This window comes from Vibrio sp. MarTm2 (assembly GCF_027587055.1).
Classification (GTDB): Bacteria; Pseudomonadota; Gammaproteobacteria; order Enterobacterales; family Vibrionaceae; genus Vibrio; species Vibrio sinaloensis_D.
Genome location: NZ_JAPPTK010000002.1, coordinates 233,753 through 260,195, shown reverse-complemented (window position 1 = coordinate 260,195; position 26,443 = coordinate 233,753). Strand labels below are relative to the sequence as shown.

Genomic DNA, 26,443 nt, shown 5'->3' with positions numbered 1-26,443 from the left:
ATAGTTCCCACATCACAGATTCACTGATGCGGAACTATGACCATCACTCCTACTTTTCACATCATACTAGTTGAAGATGACAATGAACTCGCTGAGTTGATTCAAGACTTCTTACAAAACTACGAATTCAGCGTCAGCATCGTCGGTGACGGCATTCGCGCCGTGGATACCATTCTTAGCCAACAGCCCGATCTTGTGATCCTTGATGTTATGTTACCTGGACAAAGTGGCATGGATGTATGCAGAGCGATTCGTTCTGGATACACGGGAATGATATTGATGCAAACCGCATTGGATGACGATATTGATCAAGTGATGGGGCTCGAGTTGGGTGCCGACGATTACATCGTAAAACAAGTAAAACCAAGGCTACTCTTATCGCGAATAAGAGCGCTACTGCGTCGCCAAGAACGGACGCTCTCCTCCAAGCACGAGCTTCGCTTTGGTGATTTAGCGATCAACTTGCGGCATCGTAGCGTCGAACTCAATCAGCAAGCCATCAAACTCACGACATCCGAATTCGAATTACTGCTTTTATTAGCCAAGAATGTTGGTGAGGTGGTCTCAAGAGATGACATTGCGCAGCACATTAGAGGGTTTGAGTATGATGGTTTAGATCGCTCGATTGACAGACGAATCTCTCGATTACGGCGTTCGCTCAATGACGATCCAAACCAACCTGAATTGATAAAAACAATCCGCGGCGTTGGATACCAACTCTGCATGACATCACTAGGGACTTGATATGATTCGAGCGTTTTCTATTTTGTGGCTAGTGGTTTTTGTGCCGATTGTCCTGCTCATCATTCCCACGAAAATCAACCCAATTCAGCGGCTCAACGAAGCGTTCTCTGAGAACTTTTTCCAGCAAATCTATTCGGTTAACTTTGACATTTTGTCGGAAAAATTGCTTAACCAACCCCAAGATCAATGGCACCAGACGATTCAACACTATGCAAACCATTTTGCCTACCCGCTTAAGCTAGAATCTCTTTCTGACTTCACGTTCGATCAATCGCTCCACGAATCACTCATGCAAGGGCATGTCTCGTTTCTGTATGGCGATCCAATGGCTTTGATTCAACGTGTCGGGGAAAGTGATAAGGTCATCTATTTTGCCCTTAATGAATCCACAGAACTTGCGGTTCTTAACCAAGCCAGAGGGACGTTATTTCTTGCCGCCGAGCACCTTCGTTCACTCCCAAAGGAAGAATGGGATGCCGATCTGGCAAGGCAAAATCAGTTGATTCCCTTCTCAATTCGCTTAAAAACACAGTCTGAATTATCCGATGACGCCCTGTCTGCTCTTAAACAAACCATCAATGGCCCCGTGAGCTACGTGAACAACATGGGACAAGTTGAGTTACTCGCCGCCATTGAGCCTGGGCTGTGGCTTCATGTACAAGACGACCTATCGCAAACAACGCAGATGAAGTTGACCTCAGCCATTGGCGTTCTGTTTTTCTTATTGATCTCACTTGCTCTGGTACTGTGGATCTTCCCGTTGTGGCGCGACTTAAAACAGCTTGTCGCTACTGCCAATGAATTTGGGCGTGGGCATCTGTCACGACGAGCAAAAGCATGCAAAATGACGGTCGCATCCCAACTTAGCCTTTCATTCAACAAAATGGCAGACAATATCGAGAACTTAATCGCTGGCCAAAGAGAGCTGACCAATGCCATCGCCCACGACTTACGGACGCCTCTCTACCGGCTTCGCTTTGCCCTCGAAATGCTGGATGACGAACAAACATCGGCAGCTCAAAGAGAAAAATATCGCCGTACCATCGACTCGAGCATTGAAGACCTCGACCATCTCATCAATCAGAATTTGGTGTTGGCCCGCTACAATCGAGTCGCAGATATTAACCAGTTCTCTCACTGCCATTTCGCCGACTGTCTAAAGCAAGAAGTCGAGCACTTCATCCTTGAGCATCCCAACTTGATCATCAACCTTGAGGTGTCGCAAGATCTGCAACAACGACAGGTATTCATTGACCAAAACGGACTGATGCGGGCGGTCAAAAATCTTCTGAGTAATGCCAGTCGTTACGCTGCCACAACCATCACGCTCAGTTTTCAGTGCCAGCACAAGCACTACGTCATTTGTGTCGAAGACGATGGGGTTGGAATCGCGAAAACGGATGTAGAACGCGTTTTCGAGCCTTTTGCACAACTTGAAAACCAAGAGCGTAGCAGTGGGAAAGGATACGGATTAGGCTTAGCGATCGTCAAACAAATCGCCCATTGGCACAGTGGACAAGTACTCGTTGACGACTCTTCACTCGGAGGCGCTAAATTTATCATTCAGTGGCCTCAGTCTTTTACGATGCAACCGTCCTAATCATCTTAATGTGACCAAAATGGACACAAACTGTCCACGATTCGCCAACGACCCATAAGCAGAGTGAATGGTAATTTTAATTCGCATTACTTTATTGCTAATTAAAAGGACGTCACATGATTTCTCGCTTCACTCTATATCGTTGGTCATGCTGCACGCTGCTCGCACTCTTGCCCATGAGTAGTTTCGCACAAACCGACGCATTTACTCCCGGATTCAGCGGTACACTCAGCATCAATGCAGGATGGAGTCAAAACCAGTCGCAATCCAGCACCCACGATGACAATGCCAGCACTGCAAGCCTAGATGATGAAGGTGAACGCATCGCTCAAGCCGCGCCATTTATTCTTGGTCGCTTGCAATACAGTTTTGGCAATACTTTGATCTACTTGGGAAATAGCGATGATCAAATCACGCAAGCACAGTTTCAGGCCGAGCTAGGAGTCTCCCAAAAAATCACGAAACACCTTGTGGCGACTGGCGCTCTGTTTGGCAACTTACCCGGAATGGATGAGGTGTGGGAGGACCCATATCTAACCAATCAAGACAGAGAAACGACCGACCAACGCGTATCGGGTGGCCGCCTCTCACTAGACTTCAATGCTCCTTTCCCTGTGTCTGTGAAATATGCGTACGCTACCAGCGACATAGAACAAGATGATATTGGTTTGTCACTCAGCCTCTCGCCCGTGCAGCGTGATCAACTTGCTAGAGATAGCCAATATCACCGCTTTGGGACCGAATTAACTTTCCCCCTTCATCCGAGTGTGATTCTGGCACCTGCACTTTACTACACGGTTAGAGATACGAAGGGCGATGCGCACGACTTCGAACAATTCAGCGCGCAACTGTCCGTCATTTTAAATCTGCATCAACATAGTATTACCACCACAATTCGAAATAGCAGTAGCGCCTTTGACAAAGAGAACCCTGTATTCAATCAAAAACAAGATCAGAACACTGTCGGCGTCTTTTCTGTTTATAGCTATCAGCAACTCTTTGGCTGGCAAGGTACTCAGTTGCATGTGATGGCGGGTTATCAAAAACAGGACTCCGACATCAACTTCTACGATAGCGAAAATACCTTTCTTTCAACGGGCATTAGCTACAACTTTTAACCAAGGAATAACACGATGAACGACTTGAAAGTACTGAGTATTGCGTTAGTGCTGTTCACATTCGGCTGTGTCGATGATGCAAGCGACACTGAAAAATACACTAAACCGACTGTGAACGCAGGCTCGGATCAGTTGCACACGCTTCCGCAGGCAAGTGTCACCTTAAGAGGCTCAGCCAAAACTTACCCCAAACACCTCTACAAGATTAAAACGACGCGATGGAGCCAGATTTCAGGTCCTCAGCAACTTGCTATTTTGAACGGTGACAGCTTAACCGCAACACTGATCAATCCAACCATTGCAGGCACTTACGAGTTTGAACTGTATGCAAAAGACAGTATCGGAAGAACCAATACTGATAGGGTCAAAATCATTCTTAGAGAGCAGCAAGTGTTGGTCAACGCTCGATCGACATCAACTTACCTTGATGACTACCAGTTGATGTGGGATTCAGTGTTCCATCGTTTTGCCGATCAGTATGACGTCGAGCAGCAGTGGCACCGAATCTACCAAGCCTACTGGGTAAAAGCGGCAGACGTCGCCAATGAATTAGAGTGGCAACAACTCATCGATACCCTAAAACGTGAAATGGCAAGCGAGCATAATCAACGAGAGCAACCAGTGCGAGATGATCAACCGACGTTTGCCGTTGACTGGTCGAGCAAAAATGGTATCGCGGCTGTCACCCTATCCGAGCCCAATCAAGTTACACCGACCGAACTGCGTAAGGCGATAGACTCACTATGGGCAGCGTTAACCGATAGCCATGAGGTTCACATTAACGTGATAAGCAGTTCGCCGCTTACCGAACAGATCCGATGGACCTTGATGGAGAGATTCGCTCAACAAACGATGGATGTGTGCTTACTGGATGGAGAGAAATCTAACTCTTGCGTCACGGTCAATGCCAACAAACGGCTTGAAGGTAAACGCCTCTTCGCTTCAGATACCAGTCGCGATAGCGTTTTGAGTCGATTTTTACTTGCAAGCCAAAATGGTGAAAGCCGTCTTGTGATAAGCCCCACAGTGACTCAAGAAATAGAGCGCTTTAGACACTAAGCCTATAGACGTAAAAGTGGCTCACAATACAAAAGCGATGCTCTTGGCATCGCTTTTTCAACTTAACTTTTGTCGACCTAACAACGAGTGGGATAACGTTGTACCGTCTACCAATTCGAGTTCGCCACCGACAGGAACCCCGTGAGCAATGCGGCTTGCCGATACTTGGCTTTCTTTACATAGCTCAGCAATGTAGTGTGCTGTTGCTTCGCCTTCAACGGTGGGATTTGTCGCCAAAATCACTTCGCTAATATCACCACGACGTAAACGATAGTCCAACACATCAAGACCAATATCGCTCGGTCCGATACCATCTAACGGAGACAAGTGCCCCATCAAGACAAAGTAACGTCCAGAATACTGCCCCGTTGCTTCCACTGCTGCAATATCAGCAGGGCTTTCAACCACACAAAGCTGGCCATTTTCTTGCCGCTTCGGGTTGGTACAGATATGACACACTTCCTCTTCTGTGAAAGTACGACATTCGCTACAGTGGCCAATTTCGGTCATTGACTGGCTTAGGGCATCCGCCAGTTGCAAGCCACCTTTTCTATCTCGCTGTAACAAATGAAAGGCCATACGCTGCGCCGACTTGGGGCCAACCCCAGGTAGACAACGTAAGGCCTCCATCAATTGTTCCAGCATATGACTGGTACGCATTAACTAACCTTGTCGATTAGAACGGCATTTTCATACCTGGTGGTAATTGCATACCGCCAGTTACGCCAGCCATTTTCTCTTTTTGAGTTTCTTCAACGCGGCGAGCAGCATCGTTAAATGCAGCAGCGATAAGATCTTCAAGCATCTCTTTGTCGTCTTCCATCAAGCTTTCATCGATTTCAACACGACGTACACTGTGACTACCAGTAATCGTTACTTTCACAAGGCCAGCACCAGACTCACCGGTCACTTCCATATTTGCGATTTCTTCTTGAAGCTTTTGCATGCGATCTTGCATTTGCTGGGCTTGCTTCATTAGATTGCCCATACCGCCTTTACCAAACATGTTTATCTCTCTGGTTAGTTAGCTTGTTTCGTTATAGATGGGGTTGAAGTCAATCGCTTTCAACCCCGATAATTAAATTGGTCGTACACTCTCTTTATCAAGTTCAGCCGCGAAACGTCGCTCGATAAAGCGAACATGTTCATCATTTTCTAGGCTGGTGAATGCTTGCTGCAGTTTGCCCTGATAAAGTTTATCTCTTAATTCTAGCGGGGTTTCCCCCTTATCGCCCACTTCCACGCTCAGGTGGCACTCTTCACCCAATACGCTATTGAGCGCCTGAAGCAGTTCACTCTGTGCGCGGTCGGTGTTCAGGTGCGCCTGTTCTGGTCGTAGCGTCAATGAAATAGAAGAACCACTGCGCTCAAAATGCGAGTTCAGCGCGAGCTGCTCGGTCAGCTTGGCGGTCTCTAACTTACTTATCAATGACGCCCAGTCACTTTGCTCTAAGCTCTCAACCACCAGCTTCTGTATCATTTCTGGTGTTTTTTCATGCTCTAGGGCTTTCTTTAACTGTGTCGGTGTAAGCTCAGTTTTCTGCGGCTCTTTTTGCGGCAGAGTTGGCTTCCAGCGATAAGGCTCATTCTCTTCTACAGGTGTTGCAGTCGATTGTGGGTTTGACAAAGGCGACACCTGCGATGCTCCACCGTGCTTTTGAGCAACACGGTCGAGCACAGAATCTGGTTTAGCAGATGTCGCTCTAGCCTTTTTTGGCGCGTTTCCTGATGCGTCAGGATTTGGTGTTAAACCTTTACGCTGAGATCGCAGTTGATGGCGCAATCCGCTTATCGGTGATGTTCCTCTGCTCGTAGGCGGCTGCTCTGACTGTGCAGGTGGGCGCTGTTGAGGCGCGCTTTGAGAAGGAACATGCCCTTGCATTGGAGCATCATCATACATTGGCGGCGCATCGTATTGCACAGGCTCATTCATGTAGCTCGGAGGCGGAGCGTCATAACCTTGATCTGGTGCCGACGGTTGAGTGTGCGGAATTGGCGCTGAAGGGCTTTGCTCAGTCATCGCGCTTTGGGGAGCCGGAGCAGGTTGAGGTTGCGACGTTGCCTGCGGCGCACTAGCAACTGGCGCAGGGCTGACCTCAGGTGCGGTTGAAATTGCGTTCGCCTGTGGCTGAGGGGCGGGTCTAAATGCCATCATGCGCAGAACAACCATCTCTAAGCCAATTCGCTCCGACGGTGCTAACGGCAGATCTTGACGACCTTTCAACGCAATTTGGTAGTACAACTGCACATCTTGCGGAGAGAGCGCTCGGCTAAGTAGCTCTATTTTTTCAGCGTCAGGCTGCGCTTTGTCTAGCGTTGAAGGCAACGCTTGGAACATCGCCATACGATGCAGTTGGGTCGCAAGCTGTTGCAGCAACCCATCCCACTCTACCCCGTTTTGTGCGAGCTGGGTAACCATCTCCATTGCTTGTTGTGGCTGTTTGGAACTGATGGCTTCAAGTAAATGCAGTGCCTGATCCGTATCTAGCGTTCCCAACATGTGGGCAACGCTATCAGTTAACACAGTACCATTGCCAAGTGCGATAGCTTGATCTGTCAAACTGAGTGCATCGCGCATACTGCCATCCGCAGCGTGTGCGATCATACCAAGAGCACGAGCCTCACTGGTCACTTGCTCTTTAGCTAAAATGTGGTCTAGCTGCTCATGTATAGTATCCACACTGATTGGCTTCAGATGGAACTGTAAACAGCGAGACAATATTGTCACTGGTAGTTTTTGAGGATCCGTGGTCGCCAGCAAAAACTTCACATACTCTGGTGGCTCTTCAAGCGTTTTTAATAACGCATTGAAACTATGGCGCGAGAGCATATGAACTTCATCGATGAGATAAACTTTGAATCGACCGCGAGCCGGTTTGTACTGAACGTTGTCCAGCAATTCACGAGTATCTTCGACCTTTGTGCGCGACGCAGCATCAATCTCTAGCAAATCAACAAAGCGACCTTCATCGATTTCTTTACAAGTGGCACATTGACCACATGGCGTCGAGGTAATGCCTGTTTCACAGTTTAACCCTTTGGCAAACAAACGACCGATTGTCGTCTTGCCGACCCCTCGCGTACCACTAAATAGATACGCGTGATGCAGTCGATTCTGGGCTAACGCATTTTCGAGTGCTGTTAAGACATGGCTTTGACCGACAACTTCCGTAAATTTTGTCGGACGCCATTTTCGCGCTAAGGCAAGATAACTCATGAATTAAACCTATTAATAACTTACCCGATTAGTGACCTTCAAATTCACAGATGCTGTAAACATTAAGACCTAGGCCCTCAAGACGCTTGTCTCCGCCAATTTCAGGAAGATTGATTACAAACGCCGCATGCTCTACCACACCACCAAGCTGACGAATCAATTTAGTCGTCGCTTCGATTGTGCCGCCCGTTGCCAGTAGGTCATCAACCACAAGGACTTTGTCGCCTTCTTTGATCGCGTCTGTGTGAATTTCTAGTGTGTCAGTACCGTACTCAAGTTCATAAGATTGAGCGACAGTTTCACGTGGCAATTTGCCAGGCTTGCGAACAGGAACGAAACCAACACCAAGCTCTAGTGCTAAAGGCGCGCCAAATAAGAAGCCTCGTGCTTCGGTGCCCACAACTTTAGTGAATCCCATCGATTGGTATTTTTCCACCAGAAGTTTGATGGTTGCGCGGTACGCCGCTGGATCTTCCATCAAGCTAGTGACATCGCGAAATAGAATGCCTGGTTTCGGATAGTCTTGAATGCTTTTAATACTAGATTTGATCAGTTGGAGTGTTTCAGTTGTCATAATTCATTACTTAGATTGGCTAGGCTTGTAGGTTTATATAATTAGTATTTTCAAGCAATAGCGTGGGTTCTCTGCACAATGCATTGCTGAATCTATTCAACATGCTGACTAAAAGGTTTGTGCCTAAAAAACAAACGCCCACTCGAAGGTGGGCACGCTTCCTTGCAATCTTAGTGATTTTCTTGCTCGTCAGCAAGGCGCTCAATCACAGGCAACCGAATAAACCAAACCAGAAGTGCCACCAGCATGAACACTAGCATAATTTTTAGCCAGAAATGGGGAACAAACCATATTGAGAAACTGAAGCTCAGCAAAATGTAAACGGCACCTCGGGTTTTCACCTTAGTGGTAACCGCCTTGTGGTTGTGCCAATTGTCTAATATTGGTCCAAAGGTTTTGTGTTGGTGCAGCCATCGATGAAATCGAGGACTGCTGCGCATAAAGCACGCGCTAGAAAGTAAAATGAAGGGTGTGGTCGGTAACAAAGGTAGGAATATGCCCAGAATGCCCAGGCACAAACTCAGGATACCAACAATATTTAAGCTAAGTCTGCGAATACTGATGGCATGCCCCTAGAAAAATTTAGAAGCCCGCGTATCCGTTAAGTACACGAATCCAAGTCAAAGTAGCTGGAAGTGTAGGGATAAGTAGGACTGCAATAAAACCTAAAAAGTAAAAGATATTATAAGGTTCTTTAAAATCTTTGTCTGCCATGGATTACTTCTCTGATGTAGGTGACGATTTATTTAAGACCAAGTGAAATAAGGGTTAACACTATGGGCTTTTTTTGTTTCGGCGGACTATACCCTATTCTGTGTTCTGGAAACACCGAGTAAAAAAAGGGTTATTAAGATTTTATGACTGAGGCGAGCAGCGCTTAAGCACTGCCACCACGGTAGATGTCTAAGGTAAAGCTACTCGATCCCAAGCAACTAAGGGCAATCTGACAAGCAGACTGAATCGGCAACTCGTCGGTGATAAAGTTCTTCACGCAGTTATCGCCAAGCGTAACCCCGGGCTGAATATGTTGAGAGATATAACCATTTGACCACTGGCAATCAAGGCCGGCGGGTAAAATGGATAGCGTCCCTTCAGAGAGGTCTGCAACGCCAAACAAGGCTTTAACTGGCGTAGAGCATTGTGAGCATTTGATCCCCTTCTCCAGCAAATAGGCGATGTCTTTTACATCGGCGTTGAAACACTTGAGGTTGCGTAAATAGTCATGGAACAAGGCACGAACCAATAGTGTGGTTGCAGCACCGTGCTCCCCTTCACTTGCTGAGTCAACGATATAAAACGCAAACTGCCCGTTCATTAGCCAAGCGTAATCAAACACAATAGGCATCACTTCGGTAGACTGCAGAATGCGGTAACTGCACTTCCAGTCCCCTTGCGAGGTATCCCGATCAGGAAGCAGGGCGTGAAGCAAATCTTTGGCGGCACTGCGATTTTCCTGCAAGAACTCAAGATGCCAATGGAGCTCTTGCTCTTCGGGCACATCCCCACTATCAACACGGAACCATTGACTTGCAAAATCACGTTGGTCACTTAAATGATTATCCGAGTCGTCTAAGGTATTCTCAATCGCGCACATCAAATGCTCGTAATTGCCAATCGGCTTGGGCAAGAAATCCTTTATTCCGTAACGAAGCGCTTTTGCAACATCGGCCATATCGTCTGTCGCAGACACCACAATCAAAGGCAGCGATGGATACTCCAAGCTCACCTCTTCTACAAACTCGATGCCATCGAGTACTGGCATGGCGAGATCGCACATGATGATGTCTGGCTCTGCGCTCTTAAGCTTCCTTAAACCGTCTAACCCGTTCTCAGCCTCGACGACTTTGTATCCTTGAGATAGCAAGAAGCCCGAGGTGATGCGACGGAAGATAGGATCATCGTCAACCAACATGACAAGTTTTTCACCAGGGGCAATATTGGGAGTATCGCTCGGTGCAACTTCAACTGTTTTATACATAAACCTTTGCCTCACACAACTATAAAGTACAACGTGTTTATTATTGTTATTCGGTCTAGTGACCTTTGTTTCAAACGCCCTTTAAAAGTAGTCACGAACGGCTGTTTATACAAATCTTCCACTTTTGCTCTGGGTTGCATACTATATGTATGGAATATCAAATATCGATAAAGATGTTGATATGTCTCAACCTTTGACATTTGATATAGATATAAATTAACCAAATTCGTAAAAAAATGTGTCTACTAAAATGAAATTAGATGATCTCAACTTGTTCAGGCTTGTGGTCGAAAATGGAAGCTACACTGCGACTTCCCGAAAAACTATGATCCCTGTTGCAACGATTACTCGACGCATACAGGCTTTGGAGGATTCTCTAAACCTGCGTCTACTGAATAGGCACGCGCGTAAACTTTCCCTGACAGAGGCGGGAGAGCGCTTTTACAGCGAATGTTCACCGCTGCTAGACCGATTGACGCTCACCGCAGAAGAGATCTCTGATGAATGTCGCGGTGCTGCAGGTAAGATTCGTATAACGGCGCCATCAAACTTAACCAAGCGTATGATGATGCCAATGTTTAACGACTTCATGAAACAATACCCAGATATCAATCTGGAGCTGACAACAAGTAACCATTCAGAACAACTTGATCCAACGGAGTGGGACGTAATCTTCCGAGTCGGCCCTCAACGAGATTCCAGCTTGATCGCTCGAAAAATTAACTCGGTGGAAGATATTTTGGTCGCGAGTCCAGAATATTTAAAAACGAACCCTGCACCAAAACACGCAGAAGAGTTGCACAATCACAGCCTGTTAAAAGGCGCCCCACTGTTAAAGTGGCAACTGTCTAACCAAAATGGTGAAACAGTGGTTAACAATGACAAAGGTCGCTTTCAAGCTAACGCACTTAATGTAGTTCGTAGCGCTTGTAGTGACGGCTTAGGTATCACCTTGATGCCTGATGTGATGCTAAAAGAGTTCATCGACGACGGTAGTTTGGTACGAGTTCTCGAAGACTGGAGCGCAAACCCTCGCGATATCTATATGCTTTACAACCATAAAGATCACCTGCCGGAAAAAGTGCGCCTGTTCATCGATTTTGTTATCGCCTACAACATCCACTGACAAAAAAAGAGCTTGGTATAACCAAGCTCTTTTTGATTTGATTACAAATACTCTACGAATTTACTCAGGTCGCGCTCTGGCACCTTCATTGGCGTACACCCTGGAGTACCTAGGTAAAGGAAGCCGACGATTTCATCCTCTCCCTCTAAACCAAATGCCTTGTGCACGGCTGAATGGAACATCCATTTCCCTGAGCGCCAAAACGCCTGAAAACCCTGCGCCACAGCCGCCATTTGCATTGCTTGAACGGCACAACCCGCAGACAAATGTTGCTCAAAGGCGGGCACTTTTTCATGTTCGGTCACTTTCGCGATCACAGTGATCACCATCGGAGCTCGAAACGGCGCGTTTTTCACCTTTTCAATGACAGCGTCGTCACTCTTATCTTCTACCGCTGCTTTCACCAGAATGTCCGATAGTTTGTTTAGCCCAGACCCTTGTGAAATCACAAATCTCCACGGCGTTAAGCCAGCGTGATCAGGTGCTCGCAAACCGGCACGTATGATGTTTTCTAGCGCTTTCCCCTCAGGAGCTGGCCCTGACAATTTGGCAATTGAGCGACGGTTGAGCAATAGTTCTAAAGCGTCCATTTGAAATCCTTAAGCTTTACTTCTTGTTTTTCTTGATAATAACTCTCAAATAGAAAAAAGGCGAACCTTATGGTTCGCCTTTGCCTGTTACATGAAATTACTCGTAGAACGGTTTATCTAGCCCTGCTCGCGTCAGTAGGCCATCGCAAGGTGCAAATCGATCACCGTATTTCTCAGCGTGTTGATTCATGATCTCGACCAGTTTCTTCACGCCGATTTGGTCCATGTAACGGAAAGGGCCACCCAAGAATGGTGGGAATCCGATACCAAAAATGGCACCAATATCACCGTCACGCGGGCTGCGAATAATGCCTTCATCCAAACAGCGAACGGCTTCATTGAGCATAGGTAGCACACATCGCATCGCCATGTCTTCTTGCGCCATCTTGGATTCAGGGCTCAGTCCAAGCAGTTTGTAGACAGATTTGTCGACTTCCTTCTTTTTGCCCTTGTAGGTGTAAAAACCTTTGCCGCTTTTGCGCCCTTTGCGACCATCATTCAAAAGCGTATCGAATACGTCTGGTCCTTTAAATCGCTCGCCAAGCTCATTGACCAAGATCGGCATAATCTTCGCGCCAATATCAACGCCGACTTCGTCAAGCAAAGTGATTGGTCCGACAGGGAAGCCGAAGTTGAGCAGCGCTTTATCGAGGTGTCCAATCGGCTCACCAGACATTAGAACTTGCGCCGCTTCGTTCATGTAAGGGGCAAGAATACGGTTGACATAAAAACCCGCGCAGTCTTTGACAACAATTGGCGTTTTGCCTTGTTTGCGAGCAAATTCCACGACCGTCGATACCGTCTCGTCCGAAGTTCCCTCGTGCGGAATCACTTCCACTAGTGGCATTTTTTCAACTGGGCTGAAGTAATGCAGACCGACAACGTTTTCAGGTCGCTGCGCTTTTTCCGCAATCTGTCCGATTGGGAGTGACGACGTATTTGTTGCGAAAATGGTGCTATCTTTGGCATTCTCTTCGATATCTGCGACCATTTTCTGCTTTAGGTCGAGATCTTCGAACACTGCTTCGATCACAATGTCGGTATGGTTGAAGCTGGTGAAATCTGTCCCGCCAGAAAGCTGTAACATCTTCGATTGCAATTGAGCTTTCGAGATAATACGGCGCTTGCGCTGAGTTTCGAACAACTTGTAGTTGTACTTCAACGCATTCAATACCCCATCTTCTGAGACATCTTTGATGCGAACCGGCACTTTCGCTTTAGCCACGCTGACATGGCTAATCCCCGCGCCCATCAAACCACCGCCTAAAACAGCCGCACGCTTGACAGGTAACGGCTCTGCGTCACTGCCGTTCTCTTTTTTCATCTCTGTTGTTGCAAAAAAGATTGAACGTAGCGCCTTAGATTCAGAGGTCATCACAAGCTCAGCAAAACGCTCGGCTTCTTTCTTCTGGCCCTGCTCGAAGCCTTTCTCTAAACCGTAGCGAATTACTTCTAAGATGGCGTCTGCGGCTGGGTAGTTTCCGCGAGTTTTCTCGAATGTTTTCTTTGCCGCTTGCTCAAAGATCACCTTACGTCCAAGGCCTGTGTTTGAAATAAGTTTCTCTTTGGTCGAGACTTTACGCTTGCCTTTGCTTTTGCGCGCGTTCTTTTCAACAAAGCTTTTCGCGACATCGAGCAAGATGGTCTCAGGCACTACAGCATCTACGACACCCAGCTTTTTCGCTTTTTTTGCACGAAGCTGCTTACCAGTTAAAATCAAATCTAGCGACGGCAGTAAACCAATCAAACGAGGCAGACGTTGCGTGCCACCTGAACCGGGCAGTAATCCAAGCTGCACTTCTGGCAGCCCTAGGCGAGTTTTATCAGAGTCAGTACATACTCGGTAATCACACGCTAGTGCCAGCTCCAAACCGCCACCCAAACAAGGTCCGTGGATCGCGGCAACAACGGGATAAGGCAAATCCGAAAGATGTTGGAACATTTGCTGGCCTTTCTCAGCCAATGCCTGTGCTTCTGCTGCCGTTGAACATGCATCTAACATTCGAACATCAGCGCCAGCGACAAAGTTGTCTGGCTTCAATGAGTGTACGATCAATCCTTTAATGGACGATTTTTTCTCATCAAGTTGAGCAAACACGTCTTCCATTTCTTCAGCAAAAGCCGCTTGAAGCGTATTCATCTTCTCGCCTGGGACGTCTATCGCCAACCAAGCGAAGTCATTTTCGTCAATGTTTAGCTTAAATGCTTTCTGCTCGCTCATTACTCAACCTCCAAAATCATAGCTGCACCAAGACCACCTGCCGCACACGCTGTGTTCAGCGCCAAACCGCCACCTCGGCGTTTTAGCTCTCGTAATGTTTGGGTAATCATTCGTGCACCCGTTGCTGCGAAGGGGTGGCCATAGGCGATAGAACCGCCAAGGACGTTAAACTTGTCCATGTCGATTTCACCAATCGCTTTAGAGCGGCCAAGGTGTTGTTGTGCAAATGCATCGCTAGCAAACATTTTCACGTTTGAAAGCGCTTGAGCAGCGAAGGCTTCATGCATGTCAATTAAAGTAAGATCAGAAAGCTCAATACCCGCTCGTTCTAGCGCCATAGGCGTTGCGAATGACGGCCCCATCAGCATATCCGTTTCAACACCAATCGCAGAAAATGCGTAAGAACGGATATAGCCCATAATGTCTAGGCCGAGCTCTTTTGCTTTCCCTTCACGCATCAGCATGATTGCTGCTGCACCATCAGTCAGCGGTGTACTGTTTGCTGCGGTCACACTGCCGTACTGTCTATCAAAAGCCGGACGCAACTTCGCATACCCTTCTAGCGTCGAGTCATAACGAATATTGTTGTCTTGCGAGATCCACTTCTTATACGGCTCTGGGAACGCGGTCATCACCTCGCCTTCAATCTTGCCTTCTTGCCAAGCCTGAGCCGCTAACGTGTGAGAACGGTGCGCTAAAGCATCTTGCTCTTGACGAGAAATGCCGTGTGATTTGGCCATTTGCTCTGCGGTCTGGCCCATCGATAAGCCTGTTGAGTATTCAGCCACCGCCGGTGGAACGGGCATTAAGTCTTTCAGGGATAGGCTTTTTAGAATCTTGAGTTTTTGGCCAACTGTTTTGGTTTTGCTCAGTGCTAATAGGTTCGCAGCCAACTTTTTGGAGACGCCAATAGGCAATACCGAGGAAGAATCTGCCCCGCCAGCAATACCGACATCAATAGTCCCAGACATGATGCTTTCCGCAACATTGACCGCAGACTGAAAGCTCGTTGCACATGCTCGCGTTACGCTGTAGGCATCAGTATTAATGTCCATACCCGTCCCGAGCACAATTTCACGTGCGATATTCGGTGCTTCAGGCATTTGAACCACTTGACCAAACACAACTTGATCGATCAATTTTGGGTCGATCTCTGTACGTGCCATCATTTCGCTTACTACCATTTTGCCTAGGTCAACAGCTGGCACTTTGCTGAACTCAGTGCTTTGACGCGCAAAAGGGGTACGCAAACCAGCGACAATTGCAACGCGCTCACCAGAGCGGGTTTTCACTTCCTGCTTGCCCATTGTTTCTCCTTGGATATTAAGAGGTCTGACCACGTCATTGTAACGAGATTGTTAACGCAATCAAACAATCGTTTGAATAAACGTGATTTAGAATAGAAAAGTGGTCGCATAGACTTTGCGAAAAGAGAAAACAATAACGGCTATTTATATAAATATTATCAAGATGTTGTTAGACTTTTGAATCAAAGACCACATCAATAGATCTTTGGCGAATCTAGAGGCAAAAAAAAACCACACAAAACTGTGTGGTCGGAATGTATAAAGCAATTAACTTACGCCAATTGAAATAATCAGTTTCCTGATTAGGAGAAAGTAAAGTCAGCCTTCAAAAGGAAGTGTCATCTTGCTCAACATGTCAGTGAAACACTGACTAGATGACAGGTGTTACTATAACCGCTGTGAGACGGTAGATTTTGAAATAGATCAATTTTAGGTGAGTTTCTAAAGCTCAATAGCATTTATGTTGCAACGAAATTGTTGAAGGCGCTCCTAGAAGGCGCACATTGTATAAAATAGAAGCAGTAACCCATCGCTTGCTGGCTTTTGATTCCAACGGGACAGGTTGAACGCACGTTAAAAACGTTCAGCAAACTCATCCACAGAGCAGTTAGGGAGGCTCTTGTGTCGATTCTCAATTTTTTTGGAAAGAAAAAGTCTTCCGATCCGGTCAACTCGGATATGGACAGACAAAGAAAATATGAAGCGCTCGTGAGAGCCTATCACAGAGACCTCTATCGCTACGCGTATTGGTTGTGCAAAGATCCCACCATCTCAGAGGATTTAGTACAAGAGACCTGTTTACGTGCGTGGAAGTCTCTCGATAGTCTTCAAGACGAGAAAGCCGCCAAATCTTGGTTAATCACCATATTACGCAGAGAAAACGCTCGTCGCTTCGAGCGCAAGCAGTTTGATCTGGTTGATATCGATGACCACGGAAACGATGCTAAGGTCAGCGATGACCCGCATCATCAGACCGAGTGGATTCAGGCACAAATAATGAAACTTGATACCGATTATCGAGAGCCACTATTTCTTCAAGTTGTTGGAGGGTTTAGCGGTGAAGAGATCAGCGAGATTCTTGATCTTAATAAGAATACTGTAATGACACGCTTATTCAGAGCTCGCAATCAGCTAAAAGAGATGATCGACCCAGAGAGTAACCAAAGAGGACAGCATAATGGATGATTTAGAATTTCGTCGCCGCATCATGTCCGACCCTAAATGCAGAGACAGCGAACTCAACGCCGCGATAAAAGAGAGTGAATCCAACGCTAAATTCGCCGATGAGATTTTAGATCTGGATGCTCAAATCGCTAAAGCGATGAATGTTGAGGTCCCTGAGGATCTGGCTGATCGTATTTTGTTCAATCAAACCTCGAACGTCCAAGAAGATAATGTCGTTCGCCCTAATTTTGCCCGTCGAGCGATGGCCATGGCAGCATCAGTCGCTTTTGTCGCTGGTTTGTTGGTTGGGCAAGTTAACTGGGGAAACATCGTGGTTTCTCCGGCACAAGCGAGTTTAGCATCAACAGCGCTCAAGCATGTTGTTGACGAAAAGCCGTTCGTGAATCATCTAGACGAACAAGTTAAATCCTCGCAAATCAACGCGAAAATGGTGCCGTTTTCTCATTCATTGAGTGCGCACTTCCCTTACCACGTGTATTACTTAAATCACTGTGGTTTTGGTGAGTCTAATGCACTGCATATGGTGTTTAGGGGCGAAAAAGGCAAAGTGACTCTGTTTCTGACAGGCATTGCCGCCAATGACGTATCCGAATTTGCGGAAGATGGTATGGTGGGTATCATTGAACCAATGGGCGAAGTGAGCCTCATTTTGGTTGGAGATAAAGGTGAAAATGTCGCTAAAATCGCCGAAAACATCCTAGATATCATCAAACCTATGGGTTAATAGGAAACAATCTTCAAACAGATAAAATAAGGCTCGATTCAATATCTGAGCCTTATTTTTTACCTACCATATAGAGCTAAAACTCTAAAAGAGTGCTTTTTGCAGCACAATCCTGCCAAATAGACGTCATTTCTGTAATTTTCCCTTCCAACTAGCCAATGGTCGGATTTCTATATCCTATACTTGGGTCTAGTATCAGCCACAACTGAGCTTTTGCTCAAAAATATCGCCCAACTAGAGGCGAACCAAAAAGGAAAAAGCACAAATGAACAAGACGCGTCTGTTTAAAAAATCACTATTAGCAGTGACCATTACCACAGCAACTCTCGCTTCGCAGCAGGCTCTCGCTGCAGGCTTCCAACTTAACGCTCAATCAGCAACTGGTATCGGCCGAGCATTCGCCGGTGACGCTGTTATTGCAGATAACGCTTCTGTTATGGCACGTAACCCAGCAGCGATGGCGCTATTCGACAAGACAGAACTTTCTTTAGGTTTTGAAAGCATCACTTCAATGATTGAAGTGAAAGATGCAAAGTATACGCATATGGATGGAATTGATTTCTCTCAACTTCCTAATCTAGTACCTGCTTACTCAACAACTGAGGCTAACTACGACGACGCGGGTGATACCTCAATTGCACCAAATATTCACCTAATTGTTCCAGTTAACGATACATTTGCTTGGGGTATTAACGCCTACTCTAATTTCGGAACCAAAACCGAATTTAGCGATGATTACGTAGCCAGCGAATATGCAGGCCTAACAGACGTGAAAAGCATGAACATTGGTCTTGCTGGCTCTCTAAGAATCAATGAACAATGGAGTGTTGGTGCTGGCCTAGACCTAATTTATGGTCAAGGTAAACTCGAGCGTAACTTAAGTAATGAACTTAACGTTCCTGGCAAACCGCAACTTACAGGTGCTAAAGCGCTTGATGCGGATGCGTCTGGTTTTGCACTAGGCTTCAATGTAGGTACAGTCTACGAGCTTGATGAAAATAACCGCTTTGGTTTCTCATACCGCTACAGCCCAACACTAGCAGCTAAAGGCGACATCTACTACGACGGTCAAGAGCAGAGCGACACTTTGTACATGCCGCTACCAGATATGGCGGAGTTCTCTGGCTACCACCGTATTGAAGACACTAAGTTTGCCGTTCACTACAGCGTTCAATACATTGGTTGGGGTGTTTTTGACAAACTAGAAGCTGATAAAGCTGGCGAACTAAACACTTACGAGTGGCAAACAGGCATGCACTATGCACTTGGTGGTACTTACTACCTAAACCAAGACTGGACGTTGCGTGCAGGCTACATGTATGACACAAGCGCTCAAGATAAAGTGACTTCGATTTCTGTTCCAGATTCAGATCGTCAGTGGTTCTCTGCAGGTTTCACTTACCACCTAGATTCAAAGTCTAACATTGACTTCGGCTTTACTTACCTAATGGGTAAAGACGTAGACGTGAAAGAGTCTCAGTATGATGACGCAACTGGTGCTCTAGTCTCTTCGATCGAAGCGACAACACACGCAGACGCAATTCTATTAGGTCTACAATACAGCCGTAGCTTCTAATAAAACGAAAACTCTATTTCAAAGGCCAGTGTTCACTGGCCTTTTTGCTATCTACACGACAATAATCATCTGATACAACAAGCTTTCCCTATCCCCTTTCGGTTACTGAGCTTACACGTGTATCGATAAACCCCTCTCAGACACTACATGTGTACGCTGAAATATCAAAACAAGACGTTAACATTTAGTGTTTTCATCTTTAGCATTCGATTTGTGACAAATTAAATTTCAAATACCTGCAATACACTGTTTTTAATTTTTAAAGTAATAGCTCTAACCTTATCATCACCCGACTGATTAATTCGAATCTCAGCGAACATTATAATGAAAACGAACAAGACTCTCTTATCACTCGCAGTGGCGTGTAGCCTAGTGAGCACCTCTTCAGCCGTTAATGCTGCAGGCTTCCAACTGGCAGAATACTCAGCAACAGGTCTAGGCCGTGCGTACGCTGGTGAAGCAGCAATGGCAGACAACGCAAGTGCACAATGGCGCAACCCAGCGATGCTAACTCAACTTGATGGCACTCAAGTGTCTGTTGGTGCAATCTACGTGAACCCAAATGTTGATGTGAAAGGAGAAGTTGATGGCAGTAAGTCTCTAAATCCAACGCTTCCTAAAACTGAAGCATCTTCGTCTGATTTTGCTCACGACGCTATTATTCCAAACCTATATATCTCGCACCGTTACTCTGAAGAGCTCGCGATTGGCTTTGCGCTTGGTACCAACTACGGGATGGAAACCGACTTAGGTAAAGACTTTGCTGCCTCTCACTTTGGCAACGAAGCAAGCATTATTACAAAAGAAGCTAACCTAAACCTTGCTTACCAACTTAACGAAGCGGTAAGCATTGGTGGCGGTATTCGCTATGTGATGGGCGAAGGTAGCTTTGGTGCAACAGCTCCAAAAACAAACGCATTCGGTCTTCCTGAAGGCACACATCTCAAGTATATGGAAGGGGAAGATACCGCTTGGGGTTGGCAGTTAGGTACTGCGTGGCAAATCAACGATCAGCACCGCATCGGCTTTACATATAAATCAGCCGTTGACCTCAAACTTGAAGGTGATGCAAAAATCTTTAGCTCTAAAACTTTTAAAGTTGAAGAAAGCAAAGGCTCTATGGATCTAACTTTACCGCAAACAGCAGAACTAGCGAGCTTCCACCAACTGACAGACAAACTAGCTATGCACGCTAGTATTAACTGGACAGATTGGAGCAGTTTTAAAGAGCTGTATGCTGATCTGGACACACTTGACTCTCAAATGGTGAAAGTTGAAAACTGGAAAGACAACTACCGCTTTGCAATCGGCGCGACTTACCAAGTAGATCCAAAGCTTGCGCTACGCACAGGTATTGCCTATGACACATCAGCAGTGAGTGATAAAAACCGTACTATCACGATTCCAGAAACGGATCGTACATGGTTGAGCTTAGGTGCAAGCTACGAATTTACCAAACAGTTCTCGCTAGACGGCGGCTTTACTTACATCTTTGCTAAAGACGCATCAATCACTGAATCTCGCGGCTATGAGTCAGATGACAAAGCGCAGATTGTGGGTGGTGAGTTTGTTGGTGAGACAACGGGCAATGTTTGGCTAATCGGTCTACAAGCCAACTACACCTTTTAACTCTCGCTAGAAGACAAAAACGAAAAAGGCTTGGTCAATCCAAGCCTTTGTTTTATTTAAGAGTTAGACTAAAAATCGTCTAGGTATTCGTCTAAGTAAGCTTCTTCTTCTTCATCGTACTGCTGAGTTTCGATTTCCGCTTTGAAGTCTTGACGTTGCAAATACGCATCTCGGGTCAGCGCATAAGGATCCGGAGAGTTATGCAGCATTGACTCTTGTGGCACTAAAGCAGCTCGGCTTTCCATTCCTTCCAACGCCCATTTTCCTAGCCCTGCCCAGATATTCAAATAAGAGAGCGGAACATACATGCCATCCACCACGTCTGTCGCTTCACGAACTGTCCAAGGTCCGTAACCAGGAACCATGACATAGGGACCATTGCCAACACCATAATGACCGACCGCATCACTGAATGCTTTTTCATTGTGATCAGTAATTCCCGCAGCAGACGCGACATCTATTAAACCAAGCAAGCCGAATGTAGAGTTAATCCAAAAGCGATTAAAGTGATCCACTGCTTTCTCGCCGTTACCCATCACAATGTTGTTGATCATGCTTGATGGCTCGTCAAGATTACTTAAGAAGTTAGCCACACCTTGCCTGACAGGGACAGGAACGTAGTCCACATAGGCCAATGACACTGGTCTAACTAAGTAAGGGTCTAAATAATCGTAGTTAATACTCCACATCGCACGGTTAAAACCTTCGATGGGATCGCTACTATGAGACTCATAAGACGTTAACTCAGACTCTTCAGTAGTGTCGGGAGCGCTTGCGCAACCAGCAAGTAGAACACTTGCAATCAATGCGAGCCAAATCTGAGACGTAAAGCTTTTCATTATTATTTTTCCATAAAAAAGGCCGGTTAATCACCGGCCTCTAATCAATGATAATCCGCTGCTATTAATAACGCTTATCAATCATAACTTCAACAGGTTCGCCCATTGTAACGGCTTCACTTTCACCAAACCAGTCCCCTTCTTTGGTCGCCACATTGCCATCACTGTCGATGCGTGCTCGTACCATTAAAGATTCAAGTGAAGAAAGCTTGCGCTCAGCTATCATACTGTTGCCGTCATCGAGTACAACGGTGCGCGGTAAACTGCCAACTGGGTATCGCGCGGCCGCCACAGGCATCGGTGAACCATCTGCCGTGTGAACAGATACGATCAGCGCTGCATTTGGATCTGCCGTCACGTCATCCGCAATGTTGATCGTTACAGACACTGACTGCCCTGAACCCACTTGTTGACCCATTTGCTTTTGCGCATTCTCAATGCTTCGGCTAAGCATTTCATAACGGCTGTCTTCTGGACCAATCATTTGCTGCATAATGCTCCAGTATCGAACCGCGGCTGGGAAGTCTTGACGCTCAAACGCATCAAACGCCAGTAGCGAGAAGACACGCAAATCGACATAATCTTTCTGAACTAGGTTACCCAGAATGCGACGTGCGTTTTCCTGGTCAACATCATCTTGAGACAACATCAATGCTTGAGCATAACCCAGCATAATATCATTGCTCTCTGGCTCTAAGTTGTATGCCTTTTTCATTGAACCGATAGCAGTATCAACGTCACGATTAGCTAAAGCAATTCGCCCAAGCAACAACCAACCGGTTGAGTCTTCAGGCTCGTAATGAAGTCTAGTGCGCAATGCCAATGTAAGATCTCGCATTTCATCATCACTCAGCTGAGCGCCTTCTGGTGACATGAGCTTCTTCGATAACGCTGGCAAGTTTGATGTCACTTCCTGCCATTGTAGGACATCTTGCTGCGCACCAAATTTGTAGTACATGCCATAAGACAAACCGACAACCAAGAGCATAGAAGGTATCATCACCGCCATTGGTGATATCGCGTTTTCCTGCGAGTTTTTGTTATCAGCTGGAATGTCGTCGAGCAGCGATTGCTTGAGGTCGTCAATCAGGTCTTGTTGATTTTCGACTAAACCTTCTTCTGCTTCCTCTTCGAGTTCCGTCAAGCGATCTTTATAAAACGCTTTGTTTAATTCATCGCGTAGCGCTTCATCATTGTTCGCTTTTTGTCTCATCACTGGCAATGCGATAAGTACGCAGCTGAATACAACAAGAATGATCGAAGCTATCCAAAATAGTGTCATTACTGCTTGTCTCCATCATTCTTTTCATCAAGTAGCGCTTTTAAACGCGCTTCTTTGTCTTGGTCCCAATCTTCAGCCTGTTCAGGCGTTACTTTCTTAGCTCGGCTTCTCAATACAATGAATCCGAAACCAAATAAGAGCACGCTGATCGGACCAAGCCAAAGAATGGCAGTGGCCGCGGTAAACGGAGGATTGTAGGTCACAAAGTTTCCGTAGCGAGCGATCATGTAATCAATAATTTCTTGCTTTGATTTACCCGCTTTGGTCATTTCATACACTTTTTCGCGCAGATCAACAGCCAGTTCTGCATTGGAATCAGCAATGGTATTGTTTTGACATTTTGGACAACGTAGCGTGTTTCCAAGCTCTTTAAATTGCTGTTCTTGCTCAAGCGTATCGAACTCATGAACTTCAATCGCCGCATGAGCTGCCATTGAGAATGCCATCGCCGCAAACAGTGAAAGCATTAGCTTTTTCATTGTTTCGCCTCCGCAAGTAGGCCTTCGTACATAGGCTTAAGCTTTTCGTTCCAATTGCGATCGTTGACGTCTCCAACGTGTCGGTATCGAATCACGCCATTCGCGTCAATCAGGAAAGTTTCAGGCGCTCCATATACGCCAAGGTCTAATCCCAACATACCGTTACCATCAAACAGGCTAATAAGGTAAGGATTACCAAGATCATTCAACCAACCAATCGCTTTGGTTCGATCATCTTTGTAGTTCATACCAATGATCTTCACGCCCTCACCAGCTAGTTGGTTTAGGTATTGGTGCTCTGCATAACAAGTAGGACACCATGTCGCCCATACGTTCAGCAATAGAGGTTCACCCTTGAAAATTGCTTGATCGTACAATTTACCCGGTTCAACAAGATCCTCGAGACGAAACTCTGGCACAGGTTTACCCACCAAGACAGATTCCAGTTTGGTTGGGTCGTCACCTTGAGAGTTTTTTACCAACTGAGTAGCAAAGATAGCCACTAAACCCAAAAATGCGACGAGCGGAATAAACAGTAATTTCTTATTCATTATGCCTCCTGCTTTTTGGCGCTTTTTCTGAAACGGTAACGTCTATCGCTGATGGCAATCGCACCACCTAATGACATCAGTAATGAGCCAGCCCAAATCCAACGAACAAATGGTTTGTAGTAAATGCGTACTGCCCACGATTTGTTGTCATCAAGACGCTCACCCATCGCAATATACAAATCACGCGTGATACCGCGATCAATAGCAGCCTCAGTCATCATTGAACGAGCGGTTCGGTAGAAACGTTTTTCTGCGTGGAGCGTGTTTACATATTTTCCGTCTAGCGTAATTTCAAAATCAGCAATGTACCCGTCATAGTTTGGACCATCTTTGTCACGTAGACCTTTGAAGTAAAAATCGTAACCTTGGATTTGATAATGTTCACCGGGCGCTAAACGTACATCTCGCTCGATACTGTAATTTTGCACCATTGCGATACCAATGATAGAAACAGCAAGACCGATATGACCAAGCATCATCGCCCAGTGGCTACGCTGAAGCTTTTTAACACCTTCCATAAATGGGTGGCGATGTGTCGCTCGCTGATGAAGCTCAAAGCCGTGCATGAAGATGATCCAAAGTGCCATCAACCAGCCCAAATAAGCCATCGGCAAGAAGAAGTCCGAGAAAATCAAGGTGAAAATACCCGCCAAAACAACCGACGCTACACCTGAGATGAGCATAGGCTTTTTCAGAGATGACAGATCATCACGCTTCCAACGGATCAGAGGACCAATACCTAGCAAGAATGAGAAAGGAATCATCAGCCAAGCAAACAACATGTCAAAGAAAGGCGCACCGATCGATACTGAACCCAGACCGATTTGCTTGTGAACCAAAGGCAATAAGGTACCAACAAGAACAACCACAAGGGCAGCGATCAATAGGACGTTGTTAGCCAACAATGCGTTTTCACGTGAGACCAAATCAAAGTTGCCTCGAACTCGCACCGATGCACCTTTGAGTGCAAACAGTAGCAAAGAGCCACCAATGACAAACACGAGGAAGCCAAGGATAAACATACCGCGAGATGGATCAGACGCGAAGGCATGTACCGAGACCAAGATTCCCGAGCGCACGAGGAATGTACCCAGCAAACTCAGAGAGAACGCCGATATCGCCAGTAACACAGTCCATGCTTTGAAGGTGCCGCGTTTTTCCGTCACCGCTAATGAGTGCATTAGTGCTGTACCTGCGAGCCATGGCATAAAGGAAGCGTTTTCAACGGGATCCCAGAACCACCAGCCGCCCCAGCCAAGTTCGTAATACGCCCACCATGAACCAAGTGCGATACCCAACGTTAGGAAAAGCCATGCTGCGGTAGTCCATGGACGTGACCAACGTGCCCAGGCGGTATCGAGACGACCCGTCATTAACGAGGCAATCGCAAACGAGAACGCCACAGAAAAACCAACGTAGCCCATGTAAAGCATTGGAGGGTGAATGATTAACCCTGGATCTTGCAGTAAAGGGTTTAGGTCTCGCCCGTCAACAGGGAAGAATGGCAGTGTGCGCAAGAATGGGTTTGAAGTAACGATAATAAACAGCAGGAAGCCAACCGTAATCATCCCCATCACCGCGAGTACTCGGGCTACAGATTCTTGTGGCATACCGCGACTGAAACTCGCAACAGCAACCGTCCACGCCGCTTGAATGAGAACCCAAAGTAATAACGAGCCCTCGTGAGCCCCCCAGACCGCAGTTAAACGATAGTACCAAGGCAACTGGCTATTGGAGTTCGTCGCTACATAATTAAGGGTGAAATCATTGGTGTAAAACGCCCAAAGAAGCGCAATAAAAGACACCAGAATCAGCAAGAACATACCCCAAGATAGAGGTCTTGCTGTGTTCATGAGCATGGTATTGTTTCTTGAGGCCCCCACCAACGGCAGAATACTGAGTAATACTGCCATCGCTAGCGATACGATAAGGGCAAAGTGACCAATTTCAGCAATCATTGACCGCTTCCTTGTTTTTGTTGTTCTGTGTATTGAAGAGGTTCATGCGTTTTCTTCATCGCTTCTGCGATCTCCGGTGGCATGTACTCTTCATCGTGTTTCGCTAGCACTTCAAACGCTTCAATAGTCGTTGCGTTTTTTAAAACGCCTTGTGCAACAATGCCCTGTCCTTCTCTAAATAGATCAGGAAGAATACCATTGTAGAGAATCGTCACTTTCGGGCCAACATCATGCAGGTCAAACGATACCTGTAGTGAACTAGGGTCACGCTTTACAGAACCTTCAACAACCATACCGCCAATACGCAATCGCTGACCAACCTCTGGTTTGGTACCGTCTGGTTTACCATGGACAAGTTCAGTCGGTGTGTAGAACAAATCCATGTTTTGATTGAGCGCATACAGCATTAAACCGATGGTCGCGCTGATACCAATAAAGATGGCAAGAACAATGCCGAGCCTCTTTTTACGTCTTGGGTTCATAATGTGTTCTCCAAATTCTTAGCTGCGTCAATGCGTGCTTGTCGATCAATTTTTGATTGGACTTCTTTTAACAACGCGTTACCGCGACGGACACTGGTCCAAAGAATAATCAACATGGATAAAAACGTAATGCCAAAAGCACTCCATACATAACCGGCGTAACCGCCCATAGCGAAAAAGTCGCTCAAAGATTCAAAATGCATG

At 46.3% G+C, this 26,443-nt stretch carries 25 protein-coding genes; 9 read left to right on the top strand and 16 right to left on the bottom strand.

Annotated features, from left to right (window positions below; genetic code table 11):
• The first annotated feature begins 36 nt into the window (after positions 1 to 36).
• The 4 genes from OH458_RS05595 (at position 37) to OH458_RS05580 (ending at position 4,521) form a co-directional block, all read left to right on the top strand.
• The gene (locus tag OH458_RS05595) at positions 37 to 744 is read left to right on the top strand and encodes a winged helix-turn-helix domain-containing protein (RefSeq protein WP_269977556.1); all 708 of its coding nucleotides are present in this window, start codon (positions 37 to 39) and stop codon (positions 742 to 744) included.
• 1 nt (position 745) lies between these two features.
• The gene (locus tag OH458_RS05590) at positions 746 to 2,344 is read left to right on the top strand and encodes an ATP-binding protein (protein ID WP_269977555.1); all 1,599 of its coding nucleotides are present in this window, start codon (positions 746 to 748) and stop codon (positions 2,342 to 2,344) included.
• A 116-nt stretch (positions 2,345 to 2,460) separates the two neighbouring features.
• Complete coding sequence (locus tag OH458_RS05585; protein WP_269977554.1) at positions 2,461 to 3,462, top strand: DUF2860 family protein; 1,002 nt, start codon at positions 2,461 to 2,463, stop codon at positions 3,460 to 3,462.
• 15 nt (positions 3,463 to 3,477) lie between these two features.
• The gene (locus OH458_RS05580) at positions 3,478 to 4,521 is read left to right on the top strand and encodes a PKD domain-containing protein (protein WP_269977553.1); all 1,044 of its coding nucleotides are present in this window, start codon (positions 3,478 to 3,480) and stop codon (positions 4,519 to 4,521) included.
• Between the two features lie 57 nt (positions 4,522 to 4,578).
• Here OH458_RS05580 and recR read toward each other — a convergent pair whose 3' ends face one another.
• From recR to OH458_RS05550, 6 genes are all read right to left on the bottom strand, one after another.
• A complete protein-coding gene (gene recR, locus OH458_RS05575; protein ID WP_005471790.1) occupies positions 4,579 to 5,181 on the bottom strand; it encodes a recombination mediator RecR in 603 nt (200 codons plus the stop codon).
• A gap of 16 nt (positions 5,182 to 5,197) precedes the next feature.
• The gene (locus OH458_RS05570) at positions 5,198 to 5,527 is read right to left on the bottom strand and encodes a YbaB/EbfC family nucleoid-associated protein (protein ID WP_004413339.1); all 330 of its coding nucleotides are present in this window, start codon (positions 5,525 to 5,527) and stop codon (positions 5,198 to 5,200) included.
• Between the two features lie 72 nt (positions 5,528 to 5,599).
• Positions 5,600 to 7,738 carry a DNA polymerase III subunit gamma/tau gene (gene dnaX, locus OH458_RS05565; RefSeq protein WP_269977552.1) on the bottom strand — a complete coding sequence of 713 codons (2,139 nt, stop codon included), beginning with the start codon at positions 7,736 to 7,738 and terminating at the stop codon, positions 5,600 to 5,602.
• A gap of 28 nt (positions 7,739 to 7,766) precedes the next feature.
• Positions 7,767 to 8,312 carry an adenine phosphoribosyltransferase gene (gene apt / locus OH458_RS05560; RefSeq protein WP_005471880.1) on the bottom strand — a complete coding sequence of 182 codons (546 nt, stop codon included), beginning with the start codon at positions 8,310 to 8,312 and terminating at the stop codon, positions 7,767 to 7,769.
• A gap of 170 nt (positions 8,313 to 8,482) precedes the next feature.
• On the bottom strand, positions 8,483 to 8,848 hold the full coding sequence (locus tag OH458_RS05555; protein ID WP_269977837.1) for a YbaN family protein: 366 nt from the start codon (positions 8,846 to 8,848) through the stop codon (positions 8,483 to 8,485).
• Between the two features lie 341 nt (positions 8,849 to 9,189).
• Positions 9,190 to 10,290 (bottom strand): response regulator, encoded by a 1,101-nt coding sequence (locus tag OH458_RS05550; protein WP_269977551.1) that lies wholly within the window; start codon positions 10,288 to 10,290, stop codon positions 9,190 to 9,192.
• A gap of 250 nt (positions 10,291 to 10,540) precedes the next feature.
• Here OH458_RS05550 and OH458_RS05545 point away from each other — a divergent pair, with 250 nt between their 5' ends.
• Positions 10,541 to 11,416 (top strand): LysR family transcriptional regulator, encoded by an 876-nt coding sequence (locus tag OH458_RS05545; RefSeq protein ID WP_038139001.1) that lies wholly within the window; start codon positions 10,541 to 10,543, stop codon positions 11,414 to 11,416.
• A gap of 41 nt (positions 11,417 to 11,457) precedes the next feature.
• Here OH458_RS05545 and OH458_RS05540 read toward each other — a convergent pair whose 3' ends face one another.
• The 3 genes from OH458_RS05540 to fadI all read right to left on the bottom strand — a co-directional run bounded on the left by OH458_RS05540 (position 11,458) and on the right by fadI (position 15,534).
• The gene (locus tag OH458_RS05540) at positions 11,458 to 12,006 is read right to left on the bottom strand and encodes an NAD(P)H nitroreductase (RefSeq protein ID WP_269977550.1); all 549 of its coding nucleotides are present in this window, start codon (positions 12,004 to 12,006) and stop codon (positions 11,458 to 11,460) included.
• A 97-nt stretch (positions 12,007 to 12,103) separates the two neighbouring features.
• Positions 12,104 to 14,227 (bottom strand): fatty acid oxidation complex subunit alpha FadJ, encoded by a 2,124-nt coding sequence (gene fadJ, locus OH458_RS05535; RefSeq protein WP_269977549.1) that lies wholly within the window; start codon positions 14,225 to 14,227, stop codon positions 12,104 to 12,106.
• A complete protein-coding gene (gene fadI / locus OH458_RS05530; protein WP_269977548.1) occupies positions 14,227 to 15,534 on the bottom strand; it encodes an acetyl-CoA C-acyltransferase FadI in 1,308 nt (435 codons plus the stop codon). The genes fadJ and fadI overlap by 1 nt, the downstream gene beginning before the upstream one ends.
• Before the next feature lie 621 nt (positions 15,535 to 16,155).
• Between fadI and OH458_RS05525 the strand changes: the two genes are divergently transcribed.
• The 4 genes from OH458_RS05525 (at position 16,156) to OH458_RS05510 (ending at position 20,648) form a co-directional block, all read left to right on the top strand.
• A complete protein-coding gene (locus tag OH458_RS05525; protein WP_038139014.1) occupies positions 16,156 to 16,719 on the top strand; it encodes a sigma-70 family RNA polymerase sigma factor in 564 nt (187 codons plus the stop codon).
• Complete coding sequence (locus OH458_RS05520) at positions 16,712 to 17,443, top strand: DUF3379 domain-containing protein (protein WP_269977547.1); 732 nt, start codon at positions 16,712 to 16,714, stop codon at positions 17,441 to 17,443. Before OH458_RS05525 ends, OH458_RS05520 begins: the two co-directional genes overlap by 8 nt.
• 265 nt (positions 17,444 to 17,708) lie before the next feature.
• Positions 17,709 to 19,019, top strand: a complete 1,311-nt coding sequence (locus OH458_RS05515) for an outer membrane protein transport protein (RefSeq protein ID WP_269977546.1) — start codon at positions 17,709 to 17,711, stop codon at positions 19,017 to 19,019.
• Positions 19,020 to 19,343: 324 nt separating this feature from the next.
• A complete protein-coding gene (locus tag OH458_RS05510; protein ID WP_269977545.1) occupies positions 19,344 to 20,648 on the top strand; it encodes an outer membrane protein transport protein in 1,305 nt (434 codons plus the stop codon).
• A gap of 68 nt (positions 20,649 to 20,716) precedes the next feature.
• Here OH458_RS05510 and OH458_RS05505 read toward each other — a convergent pair whose 3' ends face one another.
• The 7 genes from OH458_RS05505 to ccmD all read right to left on the bottom strand — a co-directional run bounded on the left by OH458_RS05505 (position 20,717) and on the right by ccmD (position 26,442).
• Complete coding sequence (locus tag OH458_RS05505) at positions 20,717 to 21,487, bottom strand: MlaA family lipoprotein (RefSeq protein ID WP_269977544.1); 771 nt, start codon at positions 21,485 to 21,487, stop codon at positions 20,717 to 20,719.
• Between the two features lie 64 nt (positions 21,488 to 21,551).
• Positions 21,552 to 22,769 (bottom strand): c-type cytochrome biogenesis protein CcmI, encoded by a 1,218-nt coding sequence (ccmI, locus tag OH458_RS05500; protein ID WP_269977543.1) that lies wholly within the window; start codon positions 22,767 to 22,769, stop codon positions 21,552 to 21,554.
• Entirely contained in the window at positions 22,769 to 23,248 is a 480-nt protein-coding gene (locus OH458_RS05495) for a cytochrome c-type biogenesis protein (RefSeq protein WP_038192981.1), read from the bottom strand. The genes ccmI and OH458_RS05495 overlap by 1 nt, the downstream gene beginning before the upstream one ends.
• The gene (locus OH458_RS05490) at positions 23,245 to 23,799 is read right to left on the bottom strand and encodes a DsbE family thiol:disulfide interchange protein (RefSeq protein ID WP_269977542.1); all 555 of its coding nucleotides are present in this window, start codon (positions 23,797 to 23,799) and stop codon (positions 23,245 to 23,247) included. Before OH458_RS05490 ends, OH458_RS05495 begins: the two co-directional genes overlap by 4 nt.
• Positions 23,799 to 25,757 (bottom strand): heme lyase CcmF/NrfE family subunit, encoded by a 1,959-nt coding sequence (locus tag OH458_RS05485; RefSeq protein WP_269977541.1) that lies wholly within the window; start codon positions 25,755 to 25,757, stop codon positions 23,799 to 23,801. Before OH458_RS05485 ends, OH458_RS05490 begins: the two co-directional genes overlap by 1 nt.
• A complete protein-coding gene (ccmE, locus tag OH458_RS05480) occupies positions 25,754 to 26,239 on the bottom strand; it encodes a cytochrome c maturation protein CcmE (RefSeq protein WP_005471672.1) in 486 nt (161 codons plus the stop codon). The genes OH458_RS05485 and ccmE overlap by 4 nt, the downstream gene beginning before the upstream one ends.
• Positions 26,236 to 26,442, bottom strand: a complete 207-nt coding sequence (gene ccmD, locus OH458_RS05475) for a heme exporter protein CcmD (RefSeq protein ID WP_038139035.1) — start codon at positions 26,440 to 26,442, stop codon at positions 26,236 to 26,238. The genes ccmE and ccmD overlap by 4 nt, the downstream gene beginning before the upstream one ends.
• Position 26,443: the final 1 nt, after the last annotated feature.

Coding starts and splice junctions, on each gene's coding strand:
- OH458_RS05550 (WP_269977551.1), bottom strand. CDS start 10,290: ATGTATAAAACAGTTGAAGTTGCACCGAGCGATACTCCCAATATTGCC.
- OH458_RS05485 (WP_269977541.1), bottom strand. CDS start 25,757: ATGATTGCTGAAATTGGTCACTTTGCCCTTATCGTATCGCTAGCGATG.
- OH458_RS05495 (WP_038192981.1), bottom strand. CDS start 23,248: ATGAAAAAGCTAATGCTTTCACTGTTTGCGGCGATGGCATTCTCAATG.
- dnaX (WP_269977552.1), bottom strand. CDS start 7,738: ATGAGTTATCTTGCCTTAGCGCGAAAATGGCGTCCGACAAAATTTACG.
- OH458_RS05545 (WP_038139001.1), top strand. CDS start 10,541: ATGAAATTAGATGATCTCAACTTGTTCAGGCTTGTGGTCGAAAATGGA.
- OH458_RS05585 (WP_269977554.1), top strand. CDS start 2,461: ATGATTTCTCGCTTCACTCTATATCGTTGGTCATGCTGCACGCTGCTC.
- OH458_RS05595 (WP_269977556.1), top strand. CDS start 37: ATGACCATCACTCCTACTTTTCACATCATACTAGTTGAAGATGACAAT.
- ccmD (WP_038139035.1), bottom strand. CDS start 26,442: ATGCATTTTGAATCTTTGAGCGACTTTTTCGCTATGGGCGGTTACGCC.
- ccmE (WP_005471672.1), bottom strand. CDS start 26,239: ATGAACCCAAGACGTAAAAAGAGGCTCGGCATTGTTCTTGCCATCTTT.
- apt (WP_005471880.1), bottom strand. CDS start 8,312: ATGACAACTGAAACACTCCAACTGATCAAATCTAGTATTAAAAGCATT.
- OH458_RS05490 (WP_269977542.1), bottom strand. CDS start 23,799: ATGAATAAGAAATTACTGTTTATTCCGCTCGTCGCATTTTTGGGTTTA.
- OH458_RS05515 (WP_269977546.1), top strand. CDS start 17,709: ATGAACAAGACGCGTCTGTTTAAAAAATCACTATTAGCAGTGACCATT.
- OH458_RS05510 (WP_269977545.1), top strand. CDS start 19,344: ATGAAAACGAACAAGACTCTCTTATCACTCGCAGTGGCGTGTAGCCTA.
- OH458_RS05590 (WP_269977555.1), top strand. CDS start 746: ATGATTCGAGCGTTTTCTATTTTGTGGCTAGTGGTTTTTGTGCCGATT.
- OH458_RS05540 (WP_269977550.1), bottom strand. CDS start 12,006: ATGGACGCTTTAGAACTATTGCTCAACCGTCGCTCAATTGCCAAATTG.
- ccmI (WP_269977543.1), bottom strand. CDS start 22,769: ATGACACTATTTTGGATAGCTTCGATCATTCTTGTTGTATTCAGCTGC.
- fadI (WP_269977548.1), bottom strand. CDS start 15,534: ATGGGCAAGCAGGAAGTGAAAACCCGCTCTGGTGAGCGCGTTGCAATT.
- OH458_RS05580 (WP_269977553.1), top strand. CDS start 3,478: ATGAACGACTTGAAAGTACTGAGTATTGCGTTAGTGCTGTTCACATTC.
- fadJ (WP_269977549.1), bottom strand. CDS start 14,227: ATGAGCGAGCAGAAAGCATTTAAGCTAAACATTGACGAAAATGACTTC.
- OH458_RS05505 (WP_269977544.1), bottom strand. CDS start 21,487: ATGAAAAGCTTTACGTCTCAGATTTGGCTCGCATTGATTGCAAGTGTT.
- OH458_RS05570 (WP_004413339.1), bottom strand. CDS start 5,527: ATGTTTGGTAAAGGCGGTATGGGCAATCTAATGAAGCAAGCCCAGCAA.
- recR (WP_005471790.1), bottom strand. CDS start 5,181: ATGCGTACCAGTCATATGCTGGAACAATTGATGGAGGCCTTACGTTGT.
- OH458_RS05520 (WP_269977547.1), top strand. CDS start 16,712: ATGGATGATTTAGAATTTCGTCGCCGCATCATGTCCGACCCTAAATGC.